This is a genomic window from Escherichia sp. MOD1-EC6842, assembly GCF_002965705.1.
In the GTDB taxonomy this organism is placed as follows: domain Bacteria; phylum Pseudomonadota; class Gammaproteobacteria; order Enterobacterales; family Enterobacteriaceae; genus Escherichia; species Escherichia ruysiae.
The window spans coordinates 174,554-190,803 of the sequence record NZ_PTRF01000005.1; the positions used below are offsets into that span (position 1 = coordinate 174,554).

Annotated in this window: 15 protein-coding genes and 2 pseudogenes; 11 read left to right on the top strand and 6 right to left on the bottom strand. The window is 51.1% G+C overall.

Annotated elements, in window-relative coordinates; all coding sequences use genetic code 11:
- The first annotated feature begins 88 nt into the window (after window positions 1-88).
- Window positions 89-592 carry a GNAT family N-acetyltransferase gene (locus tag A7Z29_RS08210; protein WP_010346276.1) on the top strand — a complete coding sequence of 168 codons (504 nt, stop codon included), beginning with the start codon at window positions 89-91 and terminating at the stop codon, window positions 590-592.
- A 45-nt stretch (window positions 593-637) separates the two neighbouring features.
- Here A7Z29_RS08210 and rraB read toward each other — a convergent pair whose 3' ends face one another.
- Window positions 638-1,054: a ribonuclease E inhibitor RraB gene (gene rraB / locus A7Z29_RS08215; protein ID WP_000002947.1), complete on the bottom strand. Its 417-nt coding sequence runs from the start codon at window positions 1,052-1,054 to the stop codon at window positions 638-640.
- A gap of 161 nt (window positions 1,055-1,215) precedes the next feature.
- On the opposite strand from rraB, the gene argF reads away from it, so the two are divergent.
- Window positions 1,216-2,220 (top strand): ornithine carbamoyltransferase, encoded by a 1,005-nt coding sequence (gene argF, locus A7Z29_RS08220; RefSeq protein WP_085461232.1) that lies wholly within the window; start codon window positions 1,216-1,218, stop codon window positions 2,218-2,220.
- A gap of 45 nt (window positions 2,221-2,265) precedes the next feature.
- Here argF and tabA read toward each other — a convergent pair whose 3' ends face one another.
- Window positions 2,266-2,718: a toxin-antitoxin biofilm protein TabA gene (gene tabA, locus A7Z29_RS08225; protein WP_000583474.1), complete on the bottom strand. Its 453-nt coding sequence runs from the start codon at window positions 2,716-2,718 to the stop codon at window positions 2,266-2,268.
- Between the two features lie 261 nt (window positions 2,719-2,979).
- Between tabA and pyrL the strand changes: the two genes are divergently transcribed.
- The 4 genes from pyrL to A7Z29_RS08245 all read left to right on the top strand — a co-directional run bounded on the left by pyrL (window position 2,980) and on the right by A7Z29_RS08245 (window position 4,985).
- Window positions 2,980-3,114, top strand: coding sequence for a pyr operon leader peptide (gene pyrL, locus A7Z29_RS08230; protein WP_001296693.1), 135 nt, complete (start codon window positions 2,980-2,982; stop codon window positions 3,112-3,114).
- 2 nt (window positions 3,115-3,116) lie between these two features.
- Complete coding sequence (pyrB, locus tag A7Z29_RS08235; protein WP_000013052.1) at window positions 3,117-4,052, top strand: aspartate carbamoyltransferase; 936 nt, start codon at window positions 3,117-3,119, stop codon at window positions 4,050-4,052.
- Between the two features lie 12 nt (window positions 4,053-4,064).
- Window positions 4,065-4,526: an aspartate carbamoyltransferase regulatory subunit gene (pyrI, locus tag A7Z29_RS08240; protein ID WP_000148581.1), complete on the top strand. Its 462-nt coding sequence runs from the start codon at window positions 4,065-4,067 to the stop codon at window positions 4,524-4,526.
- 72 nt (window positions 4,527-4,598) lie between these two features.
- Window positions 4,599-4,985 carry an enamine/imine deaminase gene (locus tag A7Z29_RS08245; RefSeq protein WP_000047542.1) on the top strand — a complete coding sequence of 129 codons (387 nt, stop codon included), beginning with the start codon at window positions 4,599-4,601 and terminating at the stop codon, window positions 4,983-4,985.
- Between the two features lie 205 nt (window positions 4,986-5,190).
- On the opposite strand, the gene mgtA is transcribed toward A7Z29_RS08245, so the two are convergent.
- Both mgtA and mgtL read right to left on the bottom strand, forming a co-directional pair.
- On the bottom strand, window positions 5,191-7,887 hold the full coding sequence (gene mgtA / locus A7Z29_RS08250) for a magnesium-translocating P-type ATPase (protein WP_105279311.1): 2,697 nt from the start codon (window positions 7,885-7,887) through the stop codon (window positions 5,191-5,193).
- 140 nt (window positions 7,888-8,027) lie between these two features.
- Entirely contained in the window at window positions 8,028-8,081 is a 54-nt protein-coding gene (mgtL, locus tag A7Z29_RS08255) for a mgtA regulatory leader peptide MgtL (RefSeq protein ID WP_001387276.1), read from the bottom strand.
- 171 nt (window positions 8,082-8,252) lie between these two features.
- Here mgtL and treR point away from each other — a divergent pair.
- The 5 genes and pseudogenes from treR to nrdG form a co-directional block, all read left to right on the top strand.
- Window positions 8,253-9,203: pseudogene (gene treR / locus A7Z29_RS08260) on the top strand (trehalose operon repressor TreR); the annotation flags it as partial.
- A 118-nt stretch (window positions 9,204-9,321) separates the two neighbouring features.
- Complete coding sequence (gene treB / locus A7Z29_RS08265; RefSeq protein WP_077699190.1) at window positions 9,322-10,743, top strand: PTS trehalose transporter subunit IIBC; 1,422 nt, start codon at window positions 9,322-9,324, stop codon at window positions 10,741-10,743.
- Window positions 10,744-10,792: 49 nt separating this feature from the next.
- Window positions 10,793-12,448 (top strand): alpha,alpha-phosphotrehalase, encoded by a 1,656-nt coding sequence (gene treC, locus A7Z29_RS08270; protein ID WP_000183360.1) that lies wholly within the window; start codon window positions 10,793-10,795, stop codon window positions 12,446-12,448.
- Window positions 12,449-12,841: 393 nt separating this feature from the next.
- On the top strand, window positions 12,842-14,980 hold the full coding sequence (gene nrdD, locus A7Z29_RS08275; protein ID WP_000187801.1) for an anaerobic ribonucleoside-triphosphate reductase: 2,139 nt from the start codon (window positions 12,842-12,844) through the stop codon (window positions 14,978-14,980).
- Window positions 14,981-15,166: 186 nt separating this feature from the next.
- Window positions 15,167-15,631 carry an anaerobic ribonucleoside-triphosphate reductase-activating protein gene (nrdG, locus tag A7Z29_RS08280; RefSeq protein WP_001106233.1) on the top strand — a complete coding sequence of 155 codons (465 nt, stop codon included), beginning with the start codon at window positions 15,167-15,169 and terminating at the stop codon, window positions 15,629-15,631.
- Here the strand turns inward: nrdG and A7Z29_RS08285 are convergent.
- Window positions 15,632-15,921, bottom strand: a pseudogene (locus A7Z29_RS08285) (type II toxin-antitoxin system RelE family toxin).
- Window positions 15,911-16,153 (bottom strand): type II toxin-antitoxin system RelB/DinJ family antitoxin, encoded by a 243-nt coding sequence (locus A7Z29_RS08290; protein WP_000212715.1) that lies wholly within the window; start codon window positions 16,151-16,153, stop codon window positions 15,911-15,913. Before A7Z29_RS08290 ends, A7Z29_RS08285 begins: the two are co-directional and overlap by 11 nt.
- Window positions 16,154-16,250: the final 97 nt, after the last annotated feature.

Genomic DNA, 16,250 nt, shown 5'->3' on the forward strand with positions numbered 1-16,250 from the left:
TTTTCTGATTTATCTTCTTCTTGCACCGCATAAGCGAGGGTGGTATTAAAGTGAGCTATAAATCATACATTTGAAATTGAGCTATGCTATGAATGTTGTCACTTCTCCCGCGCTCCGTTTGCGCAAACTTACTGCCGCCGATAATCCCGCCATCGCCAGCGTCATCCGCCAGGTATCCGCAGAATACGGTCTTACCGCTGATAAAGGCTACACCGTCGCCGATCCCAATCTCGACGAATTGTATCAAGTGTATAGTCAGCCCAGTCATGCGTATTGGGTAGTTGAATACAATGGCGAAGTGGTGGGTGGCGGCGGGATTGCGCCATTAGCAGGTAGTGAATCGGACATTTGCGAACTGCAAAAGATGTATTTTCTTCCTGCTATTCGCGGTAAAGGACTGGCGAAAAAACTGGCCTTAATGGCGATGGAGCAGGCGCGAGAAATGGGCTTCAAACGCTGCTATCTGGAAACGACCGCTTTTTTAAAAGAAGCGATTGGTTTGTATGAACATTTAGGTTTTCAACATATCGATTACGCACTTGGTTGCACGGGCCATGTCGATTGTGAAGTGCGGATGCTGCGTAAACTCTAAAAAAATGCCCGCTAGTGTGTACTAGCGGGCATTTTAATCAATTAATTAGTGACGAACACCGTCATCGTCTTCGTCGACATAATCTTCATCGTCGCCATCTTCGCCGTTAGGATCTTCAAAGTAAGTACCCCAACCGTCGTATTCAACGTCGAATTTCTCTGCCAGGTTCATCAATTGCTCAACCTGGGCGTCGATCAGATCGGCATTCAACGCGCATTCGCTGAGGATGTCACAGCAAATTACGATATCGCCATCTTCCACTTCCAACTCTTCCGGATCGGTCACTTCGTAACCGAGTTTAAACGCTTCAACCGCTGCTTTTTCCAGGGTTTCCAGATCGTCTGCGGAAAGGTGATGTTCGATGGTGTACAGCGCGTCCGGATCGCTGCCATCTTCCAGTAATTCTTCAATAATCAAACGCGTTTCTTCACGCTGTTCTTCCAGTTGTTCCGGGTTTGCCATGGCTCATTCCTCTTAATGTCCTGCCGATACTCTTATTGTCACACACCACTGACATTGCCTCCACCTTTGTGACAAAGATTTATGTTTTAGGCTTGCAAATGAATAATCATCCATATAAATTGAATTTTAATTCATTACGGCGTTAGCCACAGGAGGGATCTATGTCCGGGTTTTATCATAAACATTTCCTGAAATTACTCGATTTCACGCCAGCTGAACTCAACAGCCTGCTGCAGTTAGCTGCGAAGCTGAAAGCCGATAAGAAAAACGGCAAAGAAGAAGCCAGACTCACAGGTAAAAATATCGCGCTCATCTTCGAAAAAGACTCGACCCGTACCCGATGCTCTTTCGAAGTTGCCGCATATGACCAGGGTGCTCGCGTCACTTATCTCGGCCCCAGCGGCAGCCAGATTGGCCATAAAGAGTCGATTAAAGATACCGCCCGCGTGCTTGGTCGCATGTATGACGGTATTCAGTATCGCGGCTATGGTCAGGAGATTGTCGAAACGCTGGCGGAATATGCAGGTGTGCCGGTATGGAACGGCCTGACTAATGAGTTTCATCCTACACAGCTTCTGGCGGATTTGCTGACCATGCAGGAGCATTTACCAGGTAAAGCGTTCAATGAGATGACGCTGGTTTATGCCGGAGATGCACGCAACAACATGGGTAACTCAATGCTGGAAGCTGCGGCGTTGACCGGTCTGGATTTACGCCTGGTAGCGCCACAAGCGTGCTGGCCGGAAGCTTCGCTGGTTACGGAATGCCGCGCCCTGGCACAGCAAAATGGCGGGAATATAACGCTGACAGAAGATATCGCAGCAGGCGTTAAAGGTGCCGACTTTATTTACACCGATGTGTGGGTGTCGATGGGGGAAGCGAAAGAGAAATGGGCAGAACGTATTGCATTACTGCGTGATTATCAGGTGAATAGCAAAATGATGCAGTTAACCGGTAATCCAGACGTCAAATTCCTGCACTGCCTGCCCGCGTTTCATGACGACCAAACGACGCTAGGTAAAAAGATGGCAGAAGAGTTTGGCCTGCACGGTGGGATGGAAGTGACGGATGAGGTCTTTGAATCTGCCGCCAGTATTGTTTTTGATCAGGCGGAAAACCGCATGCATACCATCAAAGCGGTAATGGTTGCGACGCTCGCCCAATAACGCCAGTACCGGAGGCGGCGTAACGTCGCCTCCGGCATAATCCACTTACGCCATCAGCATTTTCACAACCGCTTTGCGAACCTGGGCTGGCTCGCCCACTGCGCACAGTGGCTTGTGTACTTCACCCGGATAGAACACGACAAAGTCGCCTTCATTGAGGATAACTGTTTTCTCCTCAACACCTTCTGGCAAAAAGGCGATGTCTTTATCGGCTAACCAATCGGTATCCGGCGTGCCCGCAGGTTGTGTGCTGAAGGTCATGCCTTCCTGCCCTTTTAGCACAATCTGAATATCGAGATAGCGGGCATGGTACTCGGCGCGGCGTGCTTCATAAGGCTCAGTCATATCTTCAGAGATAAGATAAAACAGACGGTTGCCTTCGATGTCGTGCTTACCTTTTGGCGTTTCTGCCGTAACGTGCGCTTTAATATACTCAATCGCCTGACGTAATTCTTCCGGCAACCATTGCTGGAGATTATGAATATTTCCGATGATCATTTTTTCATTCCCTCAATTAAAACATCGTTTCATTTCTCTTGTTATACGTAATTCCTTACTGCCATACCAGCATTTTTTGCCGCCTGATTGCGCCAGCGCATATTTTCCCCCCACATTCCCCCCCTAAATTCATTTCGTTATAAATTCAAATTTGAAGCATATAAATTCACAACAATCGTTTACCTTGGAAGTTTCTTGCATTAATCGCTTGATCCCACTTTCTGGCTGAGTATAATGCCGGACAATTTGCCGGGAGGATGTATGGTTCAGTGTGTTCGACATTTTGTCTTACCGCGTCTGAAAAAAGACGCTGGCCTGCCGTTTTTCTTCCCGTTGATCACCCATTCCCAGCCCCTCAATCGAGGGGCTTTTTTTTGCCCAGGCGTCAGGAGATAAACATGGCTAATCCGCTATATCAAAAACACATCATTTCCATAAATGACCTTAGTCGCGATGACCTTAATCTGGTGCTGGCGACAGCGGCGAAACTGAAAGCAAACCCGCAACCAGAGTTGTTGAAACATAAAGTGATTGCCAGTTGCTTCTTCGAAGCATCAACCCGCACCCGCCTCTCTTTCGAAACCTCGATGCACCGCCTGGGTGCCAGCGTGGTGGGATTCTCTGACAGCGCAAACACCTCACTGGGAAAAAAAGGTGAAACGCTGGCTGATACCATCTCGGTTATCAGCACTTACGTCGATGCAATTGTGATGCGCCATCCGCAGGAAGGTGCGGCGCGCCTGGCAACCGAGTTTTCCGGCAATGTGCCGGTGCTGAACGCCGGTGATGGTTCCAACCAACATCCGACGCAAACCTTGCTGGATCTGTTCACCATTCAGGAAACCCAGGGACGTCTGGACAATCTTCGTGTCGCAATGGTCGGCGACCTGAAATATGGTCGCACCGTTCACTCCCTGACCCAGGCGCTGGCGAAATTCGACGGCAACCGTTTCTACTTCATCGCCCCGGATGCGCTGGCAATGCCGCAGTACATTCTGGACATGCTTGATGAAAAAGGTATCGCCTGGAGCCTGCATAGTTCCATTGAAGAAGTGATGGCGGAAGTGGACATTTTGTATATGACCCGCGTGCAAAAAGAGCGCCTGGACCCGTCCGAATACGCCAACGTAAAAGCGCAGTTTGTCCTGCGCGCCAGCGATCTTCACAACGCCAAAGCCAATATGAAAGTGCTGCATCCGCTGCCGCGTATTGATGAAATTGCGACGGATGTCGATAAAACGCCGCACGCCTGGTACTTCCAGCAAGCAGGCAATGGGATTTTCGCTCGCCAGGCGTTACTGGCACTGGTTCTGAATCGCGATCTGGTACTGTAAGGGGAAATTGAGATGACACACGATAATAAATTGCAGGTTGAAGCTATTAAACGCGGCACGGTAATTGACCATATCCCCGCCCAGATCGGTTTTAAGCTATTGAGTCTGTTCAAGCTGACCGAAACGGATCAGCGTATCACCATCGGTCTGAACCTGCCTTCTGGCGAGATGGGGCGCAAGGATCTGATCAAGATCGAAAATACCTTTTTGAGTGAAGATCAGGTAGACCAACTGGCGCTGTACGCACCGCAAGCCACGGTAAATCGTATCGACAACTATGAAGTGGTTGGTAAATCGCGCCCCAGCCTGCCGGAGCGCATCGACAATGTGCTGGTTTGCCCGAACAGCAACTGTATCAGCCATGCCGAACCGGTTTCTTCCAGCTTTGCAGTGCGAAAACGCGCCAATGACATCGCGCTCAAATGTAAATACTGTGAAAAAGAGTTTTCCCATAATGTGGTGCTGGCCAATTAATTGCGGTTGGTAATAAAAGTCTGGCTCCCTATAATGAGCCAGACTTTTTACCGCTGTAATAAAGGAGAAATCATGAGCAAAACTATCGCGACGGAAAATGCACCGGCAGCTATCGGACCTTATGTTCAGGGCGTTGATCTGGGCAGTATGATCATCACCTCTGGTCAGATCCCGGTAAACCCGAAAACTGGCGAAGTACCGGCAGACGTCGCGGCACAAGCGCGTCAGTCTTTGGATAACGTGAAAGCGATCGTGGAAGCGGCTGGCCTGAAAGTGGGCGACATCGTTAAAACCACCGTGTTTGTGAAAGATCTGAACGACTTCGCAACCGTAAATGCCACTTACGAAGCCTTCTTCACCGAACACAACGCCACCTTCCCGGCACGTTCTTGCGTTGAAGTTGCCCGTCTGCCGAAAGACGTGAAGATTGAGATCGAAGCGATCGCTGTTCGTCGCTAATCTTGATGGAAATCCGGGCTATCGTGCCCGGATTAAGTCTGATGACAAAAGCAAAATCGCCTGATGCGCTACGCTTATCAGGCCTGGGTGATTCCTGCAATTTATTGAATTTGTAGGCTGGATAAGGCGTTTACGCCGCATCCGGCATGAACAAAGCTCACTTTATCTGCAATCTGAATCCGGGCCACCATGCCCAGCTTATTCTTTACTGCCAACCATAACGACGGCTATAGAACCCTTTCACCAACTGCGTTAACGTCATATACCCTGCCAGAATCGCAATCAGCCACGGGAAGTAACTTAACGGTAGCGCCTGCAATTGCAGATAACTGGCCAGCGGCGAAAACGGCAACGCGATCCCGACAATCATCACGATTACGGTCATGATCATTAACGGCCACGATGCACGACTCTGAATAAACGGTACACGACGGGTACGGATCATATGCACAATCAGCGTTTGCGACAGTAATCCCACCACGAACCAGCCCGACTGGAACAGTGTTTGCGTTTCCGGCGTGTTGGCATGGAATACCCACCACATCAGGCAAAACGTCAGAATATCGAAGATCGAACTGATCGGTCCGAAGAAGATCATAAAACGCCCCAGATCCGCCGGATTCCAACGCTGCGGCTTTTGAATTTGCTCGTCATCAACGTTATCAAACGGGATCGCCACCTGTGACACATCGTACAGCAGGTTCTGGATCAGTAAGTGTAACGGCAGCATCGGCAGGAAGGGCAAGAAAGCACTCGCCACCAGCACGCTGAACACATTACCGAAGTTAGAACTCGCCGTCATTTTGATGTATTTCAGCATGTTAGAGAAAGTCCGGCGCCCTTCAATAACCCCCTCTTCCAGCACCATCAGGCTTTTTTCCAGCAGGATGATATCAGCCGCTTCACGGGCAATATCTACCGCGCCGTCCACAGAAATGCCGATATCCGCAGCGCGTAAGGCGGGCGCATCATTAATACCATCGCCCATAAAGCCAACCACATGCCCTTCGCGCTTTAGCAACGTTACGATGCGTTCCTTATGCATCGGCGTCAGGCGAGCAAACAGCGTGGTACGCTGCGCGAGATTTGCCAGTTCGTCGTCAGATAGCGTTTCAATATCACTACCAATTACCACCGCTCCCGCGTCCAGCCCCACTTCATGGCACACTTTCGCCGCCACTAATTCACTGTCACCAGTGAGGATTTTCACGGTAATTCCACTCGCTTTTAATGCCTTCAGTGCCGGAGCCGTTGTCTCTTTTGGTGGATCAAGAAAAGCGATATATCCTTCGAGGATCAGGTCGGATTCATCCGCCCGCTGGTAATCTCCTTCACGCGCGGGCAGATATTTCGTCGCCACCGCAACCACGCGCAGCCCCTGACGATTCAGCGTATCAGTAACCCGCTTAATCTTACGCAGCATAGTGTCATCGAGCGGCACAATCTCGTCATTGTGGCGCACCTGTGAACACACATTAAGGATCTCCTGCAATGCGCCTTTGCACACCAGCTGATGATGTTCGGTATTTTCTGCCACTACCACCGACATCCGGCGACGCTCAAAATCAAACGGAATCTCATCAATTTTCTGCCAACGGCTGGCCAGCGAACGCGCCGACTCTTCATCCGTACCTTCGAGCACTGCTGTATCAAGCAGGTTTTTAAGTCCAGTCTGGTAATGACTGTTCAACCACGCGCTATGCAGCACGCGTTCGCTGGTTTTACCGGAGATATCGGTATGATTCTCCAGCACAATTTTATCCTGCGTCAGGGTGCCGGTTTTATCGGTGCACAGAATATCCATAGCGCCAAAGTTCTGAATGGCATCCAGATGTTTGACGATCACCTTCTGTTTCGACAGCTTTACTGCGCCACGCGCCAGCGTTGAGGTGACAATCATCGGCAACATTTCCGGCGTTAAACCCACCGCTACCGAAAGCGCAAACAGCGCCGCTTCCCACCAGTCGCCTTTGGTGTAACCGTTGATCAACAGCACCACCGGTGCCATCACCAGCATAAAGCGAATCAGCAGCATACTGACGCGGCTGATCCCTTGCTGAAAGGCATTCGGCTCACTTTCCTGCTCACTAACACGCCCCGCCAGTTGACCAAACCAGGTGTTGGCACCTGTGGCAATCACCATCGCTTGTGCCGTGCCGCTCACCACGGTGGTGCCCATAAAACACAGGGTGTCACACTCCAGCGGATTGCTGTGCTCCGGCTGGCGAGTGGTTGCAGCTTTTTCTACGGGCAGAGACTCACCGGTTAACGACGCCTGAGCGACGAACAGATCCCGCGCCTGCAAGATACGCAAATCTGCCGGGATCATATCCCCCGCCGCCAGTTTAATAATATCGCCGGGCACCAGCTGGTCGATCGGGATCTCCAGCCAGCCATTTTCGCCTTTGCTGTTAATAACGCGCAGCACCGTCGCGGTATTGCTGACCATCGCTTTCAGGGCATCTGCCGCTTTGGTGGAACGCGCTTCCTGAATAAAGTTCAGCAGCGTGGAAATAGCCACCATTAACGCGATAACGCCTGCGGCAAATAAATCTTCCGTGGCGTAAGAAATGCCGCCAAGGATCGTGAGCAAAATATTAAAGGGGTTGCGATAGCAGACCCACAAATGTACCCACCACGGCGATGGTTGTTGCGCAGGTAATTTATTTTCGCCATGTTTTTCACGGGCAACTTCCACTTCCGCCTGATTCAACCCTTCCGGGTGGGTGTCGAACGTGTTCCATAATTCTTCTTCGGGCATCACCGCCATTTTCAGGCAATGCGCGCTTAAGGAAGGCGGGATTGGTGCATTCGCTGTCTGCTGCGCACCCGGTAGCGGATCGCGACGGATCAGACGGGAAGGTAAATGGCGAATGAGTCGGGTAAAAATTTCTTTAAACATAGGGTGTCCCTCCGCACTGTCTGGAACAGTGCAGAAATATCTTCAGGCGTGGCGAAGCCTTACCTGAAGGTAATAAATATGAGCAGGGACGTTAAAACGTCACGGCCTTACGCATCCGGTAACGCCGTGAAAAGACGGGCTTACCGGAAAAGTTTTAATCTCCGTCGAGGGAGAGGCGTGGGATCAGGTTCCATATAACCTCCGGTAAGTGAATAAATAGCGCCGCGAATCCAATAATATTCGTAGCATTTATGCCGATATAATACCTGTCGGCAACTAAACCAACGATAAACCAGACTTTGCCCATTGCTGAATGCGCGGGTAAAGTTAGTCTCTAATAATTAAACAACACGTTACGGGATAACAGGATGCAAAATCGGCTGACCATCAAAGACATCGCGCGCTTGAGCGGCGTGGGAAAATCCACTGTTTCCCGGGTGCTGAATAACGAGAGCGGCGTAAGCCAGCGCACACGTGAACGTGTTGAAGCAGTGATGAATCAGCATGGATTTTCCCCTTCCCGCTCTGCGCGCGCCATGCGTGGGCAAAGCGATAAAGTGGTCGCCATCATCGTGACACGTCTGGATTCGCTGTCAGAAAATCTCGCGGTTCAGACCATGCTGCCGGCGTTCTATGAACAGGGTTACGACCCCATCATGATGGAAAGCCAGTTTTCACCACAATTAGTTGCCGAACATCTGGGCGTTTTGAAACGTCGTAATATCGACGGCGTAGTGCTGTTTGGTTTTACCGGTATAACCGAAGAGATGTTAGCCCACTGGCAGTCATCGCTGGTGCTGCTGGCACGCGACGCAAAGGGCTTTGCTTCAGTCTGTTATGACGACGAAGGGGCGATCAAAATCCTGATGCAACGGCTGTATGACCAGGGGCATCGCAATATCAGTTATCTCGGCGTCCCGCACAGTGACGTGACGACCGGTAAGCGACGTCACGAAGCCTATCTGGTGTTCTGCAAAGCGCATAAACTGCATCCCGTCGCCGCTCTGCCTGGCCTCGCCATGAAGCAAGGTTACGATAATGTAGCAAAAGTCATTACCCCTGAAACCACCGCGTTGCTGTGCGCAACTGACACGCTGGCACTTGGCGCAAGTAAATACCTGCAAGAGCAACGCATCGATACCTTACAGCTGGCGAGCGTTGGTAATACACCGTTGATGAAGTTCCTCCATCCGGAGATCGTCACCGTTGATCCAGGCTACGCAGAAGCCGGGCGCCAGGCGGCCTGCCAGTTAATCAAACAGATAACCGGGCGTAGCGAACCGCAACAAATCATCATCCCAGCCACCCTGTCCTGATCGTTTCCTGAACGATAAATTGTGATCTTTGCCGTGTTTCGGGAACGTTCCCATTTTTAATTTTTCCTTCCCACTATATTCTGCCGTCAACCTAATATGTCATCTGCCACGGGGCCTTATGATGAGCAAAGTGAACCAAACGGATATCGATCGGTTGATTGAACTGGTCGGTGGGCGCGGCAATATTGCGACGGTGAGCCACTGTATTACTCGCCTGCGCTTTGTCCTCAACCAACCGGCCAATGCCAGACCGAAAGAAATTGAGCAACTCCCCATGGTGAAAGGCTGTTTCACCAATGCCGGACAATTTCAGGTGGTGATTGGCACCAACGTTGGCGATTACTATCAAGCACTGATAGCGACCACCGGACAGGCGCAGGTCGATAAAGAGCAGGTGAAAAAAGCCGCCAGGCAGAATATGAAATGGCATGAGCAGTTGATCTCCCATTTCGCAGAGATCTTCTTCCCGTTACTGCCCGCGCTGATTAGCGGCGGTTTGATCCTCGGTTTTCGTAATGTGATCGGCGATCTGCCCATGAGCAACGGTCAGACATTGGCGCAAATGTACCCTTCCCTGCAAACGATCTACGATTTTCTGTGGTTGATCGGTGAGGCGATCTTCTTCTATCTGCCGGTCGGGATTTGCTGGTCGGCGGTGAAAAAGATGGGCGGCACGCCGATCCTCGGTATCGTGCTTGGCGTAACGCTGGTTTCTCCACAACTGATGAACGCCTATCTACTCGGGCAGCAGGTGCCGGAAGTGTGGGACTTTGGCATGTTCAGTATTGCGAAAGTAGGCTATCAGGCGCAGGTGATCCCGGCGCTGTTAGCCGGGCTGGCGCTGGGCTTTATTGAAACTCGCCTTAAGCGCATCGTGCCGGATTATCTCTATCTGGTGGTTGTACCGGTCTGCTCGCTGATCCTCGCGGTGTTCCTCGCCCATGCGCTGATTGGTCCGTTTGGTCGCATGATTGGCGATGGCGTTGCCTTTGCGGTTCGTCATCTGATGACTGGCAGCTTTGCCCCTATTGGCGCGGCATTGTTTGGCTTCCTCTATGCGCCGCTGGTCATTACCGGCGTACACCAGACCACGCTTGCCATTGATATGCAGATGATTCAAAGCATGGGCGGTACGCCAGTCTGGCCGCTGATTGCCCTTTCGAATATTGCTCAGGCGTCGGCAGTGGTAGGAATTATTATCGCCAGCCGTAAACAGAACGAGCGGGAAATTTCGGTTCCAGCGGCGATCTCCGCTTATCTTGGGGTTACTGAGCCGGCAATGTACGGCATCAACCTGAAATATCGCTTCCCGATGCTGTGCGCGATGATTGGTTCCGGTCTGGCGGGATTGCTCTGCGGCCTGAACGGCGTTATGGCGAATGGCATCGGCGTCGGTGGTCTGCCTGGTATTCTCTCCATTCAGCCGAGCTACTGGCAGGTATTTGCGCTGGCAATGGCTATCGCCATCATCATCCCGATTGTGCTCACCTCGTTTATCTACCAGCGAAAACACCGCCTGGGCACGCTGAACATTGTTTAATTTTCTTCGGGGCGCACTTGCGCCCCCTCGCATTTGCAGGAATGACGTAATGACTAATCTTCCCCACTGGTGGCAAAACGGCGTTATCTACCAGATTTATCCAAAGAGTTTTCAGGACACCACGGGCAGCGGCACCGGCGATCTGCGAGGAGTCACCCTGCGCCTCGACTATCTACAAAAACTGGGCGTTAATGCTATCTGGTTGACACCTTTTTATGTCTCCCCACAGATCGATAACGGATACGACGTAGCGAACTATACGGCGATTGATCCCACCTACGGTACGCTGGACGACTTTGATGAACTGGTGGCGCAGGCGAAATCGCGCGGTATTCGCATTATCCTTGATATGGTGTTTAACCATACTTCTACCCAACACGCCTGGTTTCGCGAGGCGCAGAACAAAGAAAGTCCTTATCGTCAGTTTTATATCTGGCGTGACGGCGAACCAGGAATACCACCAAATAACTGGCGTTCTAAATTCGGTGGCAATGCCTGGCGCTGGCACGCAGAAAGCGAACAGTATTACTTGCATCTGTTTGCACCAGAACAGGCCGATCTCAACTGGGAAAACCCAGCAGTACGCACAGAACTGAAAAAAGTCTGTGAGTTCTGGGCCGATCGCGGGGTAGACGGGCTGCGCCTGGATGTGGTGAATCTGATTTCCAAAGACCAGAACTTCCCCAACGATCTGGATGGCGACGGGCGTCGCTTCTACACCGACGGACCACGAGCACACGAGTTTTTGCACGAAATGAACCGCGATGTCTTTACGCCACGCGGATTAATGACTGTGGGTGAAATGTCCTCCACCAGCCTTGAACATTGTCAGCGATACGCGGCACTGACAGGCAGTGAATTGTCGATGACCTTTAATTTTCATCACCTGAAGGTCGATTATCCCGGCGGTGAAAAATGGACGCTGGCTAAACCTGACTTTGTGGCGTTAAAAACATTGTTCCGCCACTGGCAACAGGGAATGCACAACGTTGCGTGGAATGCTTTGTTCTGGTGTAACCACGATCAGCCGCGCATTGTTTCTCGCTTTGGTGATGAAGGTGAATACCGCGTGCCTGCGGCAAAAATGCTGGCGATGGTGCTGCATGGTATGCAGGGAACGCCGTATATCTACCAGGGCGAAGAGATTGGTATGACCAACCCACATTTCACGCGCATTACTGACTATCGCGACGTGGAGAGCCTCAATATGTTTGCCGAGCTGCGCAACGATGGGCGTGACGCCGAAGAGCTATTGGCAATCCTCGCCAGTAAATCCCGTGACAACAGCCGCACGCCAATGCAATGGAGCAACGGCGATAACGCAGGGTTTACTACCGGCAAGCCGTGGATTGGTCTGTGTGATAACTATCGCGAAATCAACGTAGAATCTGCGCTGGCCGATGAATCTTCAGTGTTTTACACCTACCAGAAGTTAATCACGTTGCGTAAACAAGAACCCATTCTGACATGGGGCAATTACCAGGATCTCCTGCCAAACAGTCCTGTATTGTGGTGCTATCGCCGCGAATGGCTGGGGCAAACTTTATTGGTGATTGCCAACCTTAGCCGTGACGTACAGCCCTGGCAACCAACGCAAATCAGCGGCGACTGGCAACTGTTAATGCATAACTATGAAGAAGCCTCCTCTCAACCGGGAGCCATGACATTGCGGCCATTTGAGGCTGTCTGGTGGTTGCAGAGATAATTCTTCTCCAGGCCCCGGTAAAGCGAGTATTTCCGGGGCCTTATCTGTCAGCGCATTGTTTTTGTTGGTTTTTTGAACAGAAAATTATTAAAAAATTTACACATCGCTGTAGCGCCCGTCATCCGTACACTCTGCTTTTTACTTTGAGCTAAATCAAAAAAACCTTAAACATCCTTAATGCAAAGCACTATATATAGACTTTAAAATGCCTCTCAACCCAATATGTTGTATCCGTCGACTATACTTGCACCAAGACACACGCCAACAAAGCCGACAAAATTGTGGATAAAGCGGATTGGGATTGCAGTAACTCCCCGTAAAAAGAGCTAAATAAAGCGGGGCGCACTTCCCAACTTTCTGTGTATAACCTGTTCTTAAAAATATGGAGCGATCATGACACCGCATGTGATGAAACGAGACGGCTGCAAAGTGCCGTTTAAATCAGAGCGCATCAAAGAAGCCATTCTGCGTGCAGCTAAAGCAGCGGAAGTCGATGATGCAGATTATTGTGCCACTGTTGCCGCTGTCGTCAGCGAGCAAATGCAAGGCCGCAACCAGGTCGATATCAACGAAATCCAGACCGCAGTTGAAAACCAGCTGATGTCAGGCCCGTACAAACAACTGGCTCGTGCTTACATCGAGTACCGTCACGATCGCGACATCGAACGTGAAAAACGCGGTCGCCTGAACCAGGAGATCCGTGGCCTGGTCGAGCAGACCAACTCTTCGTTACTCAATGAAAACGCCAACAAAGACAGCAAGGTAATTCCAACCCAGCGCGACCTGCTGGCCGGTATTGTTGCTAAACACTATGCACGCCAGCACCTGCTGCCGCGTGACGTGGTGCAGGCGCATGAGCGTGGCGATATTCACTACCACGACCTCGATTACTCGCCGTTCTTCCCGATGTTCAACTGCATGTTGATCGACCTGAAAGGTATGCTAACTCAGGGCTTTAAGATGGGGAACGCCGAGATCGAACCACCGAAGTCGATCTCCACTGCCACCGCAGTAACTGCGCAGATTATCGCCCAGGTCGCCAGCCATATTTATGGCGGCACCACCATTAACCGTATCGACGAAGTTCTGGCTCCGTTCGTCACTGCCAGCTACAACAAGCACCGTAAAACAGCGGAAGAGTGGAGCATTCCGGATGCTGAAGGCTACGCCAACTCTCGTACCATTAAAGAGTGCTACGACGCCTTCCAGTCGCTGGAGTACGAAGTAAATACCCTGCACACCGCCAACGGTCAAACACCGTTTGTAACCTTTGGCTTTGGTCTGGGCACTAGCTGGGAGTCGCGCCTGATTCAGGAATCCATCCTGCGTAACCGTATCGCTGGCCTCGGTAAAAACCGTAAAACTGCGGTGTTCCCGAAACTGGTGTTTGCGATTCGCGATGGCCTGAACCATAAAAAAGGCGATCCGAACTACGACATCAAACAGCTGGCGCTGGAGTGCGCAAGCAAGCGCATGTATCCGGATATCCTGAACTACGATCAGGTAGTGAAAGTAACCGGTTCGTTTAAAACCCCGATGGGTTGCCGCAGCTTCCTCGGCGTATGGGAAAACGAAAACGGCGAGCAGATCCACGATGGTCGCAACAACCTCGGCGTGATCAGCCTGAACCTGCCACGTATTGCGCTGGAAGCGAAAGGCGATGAAGCCACCTTCTGGAAGTTGCTGGATGAACGTCTGCTGCTGGCACGTAAGGCGCTGATGACCCGTATCGCTCGTCTCGAAGGCGTGAAAGCGCGCGTGGCTCCTATCCTCTATATGGAAGGTGCTTGTGGCGTGCGTCTGAATGCCGACGATGATGTTTCTGAAATCTTCAAAAACGGTCGTGCGTCTATTTCGCTGGGTTACATCGGTATCCACGAAACCATTAACGCGCTGTTCGGCGGCGAGCATGTTTATGACAACGAGCAGCTTCGCGCGAAAGGTATTGCGATTGTTGAACGTCTGCGTCAGGCGGTGGATCAGTGGAAAGAAGAGACTGGCTACGGTTTCAGCCTTTACAGCACGCCAAGTGAAAACCTGTGCGACCGCTTCTGCCGTCTCGATACCGCTGAGTTTGGCGTGGTGCCGGGCGTGACCGATAAAGGTTACTACACCAATAGTTTCCACCTTGATGTGGAGAAAAAGGTGAACCCGTACGACAAGATCGACTTTGAAGCACCTTACCCGCCGCTGGCTAACGGTGGTTTCATTTGCTACGGCGAGTATCCAAACATTCAGCACAACCTGAAGGCGCTGGAAGATGTCTGGGATTACAGCTATCAGCATGTACCGTATTACGGCACCAATACACCAATTGATGAGTGCTACGAGTGTGGCTTTACCGGTGAGTTTGAGTGCACCAGCAAAGGCTTCACCTGCCCGAAATGTGGTAACCATGACACCTCCCGTGTGTCGGTGACTCGCCGCGTGTGCGGATATTTAGGTAGCCCGGATGCGCGTCCGTTTAACGCCGGTAAGCAGGAAGAAGTTAAGCGCCGCGTTAAACATTTGGGAAATGGGCAGATAGGTTAAGCCTTCCCCCCTCACCCTAACCCTCTCCCTCAGGGAGAGGGGACCGTTCCGTGCCCCTTCTTGACTCCCGACATAATGAGTTGCCTCTAGCCAGTTGGTGTCGTCGCAAGGTGGCAAATGCGTAAGCCTCAGAGGACTTCGCCCCGTACGCACCAGAGCAGTCATGGCGTCAATTGAGAAGCGAAAATGAATTATCATCAGTACTATCCTGTCGACATCGTCAACGGCCCCGGCACTCGCTGCACTCTGTTTGTCTCCGGGTGTGTTCATGAATGCCCCGGTTGCTATAACAAAAGCACCTGGCGGGTAAATTCCGGTCAGCCATTTACCAAAGCAATGGAAGACCAGATCATTAACGATCTGAATGACACTCGTATCAAACGCCAGGGTATTTCCCTCTCCGGCGGCGATCCGCTGCATCCGCAAAACGTGCCGGATATTCTGAAACTGGTACAACGCATCCGCGCCGAGTGTCCGGGTAAAGACATCTGGGTGTGGACAGGCTATAAACTCGACGAACTCAACGCTGCGCAAATGCAGGTTGTTGATTTGATTAACGTGCTGGTCGACGGCAAATTTGTGCAGGATTTAAAAGACCCTTCCTTGATCTGGCGCGGCAGCAGCAATCAGGTGGTGCATCATTTGCGTTAATCACTCATCCAGCCGTTTAGTCGCGTCTTCATAAACGGCTGAGTTCTCTCTCTTACCAATAGCTATCACCAACACGAGCAACTCTTTATCGTTAACCTGATAAACCAGGCGATATCCCAGTGTGTGCAGCTTAATTTTGTAGCAGTCCGGTAAATCCCGCAGTTTAGCCGATGGATTGCGCGGCCTTTTCAGCACATCCTCAAGCTTTTTTTAAATTGTTCCAGGACTGTCACGCCCAGTTTTTGCCACTCTTTCAGCGCCCGCAGATCAAAAGCCAGCTCATAGTTCATCCAGTCGGACCTTAATGGCCTCTTGTGGGTTGGCCAGTCGTTCCCTGACAGTGCGTAACAAGGCTTCTTCACTATCACTGACAGTGAGCGTTTTTACCGGCATTCGTCCATTTTCCGCAACGTACTGAAACAGCAGCCGCACTGCTTCAGTAGGCGTGATATTTAATTTTTCCAGCACCGCATAAGCCTCATTTTTCAGTTTGTCATCCAGGCGGACGTTAAGTGTGGCCATTATGCCTCCGGTAATTATGAAAAGTGTAATGCATTATAGCATTACATATGCATTACATTCATTTCTGGAAAACGCCTCGCAAAAATGAGGACGACAC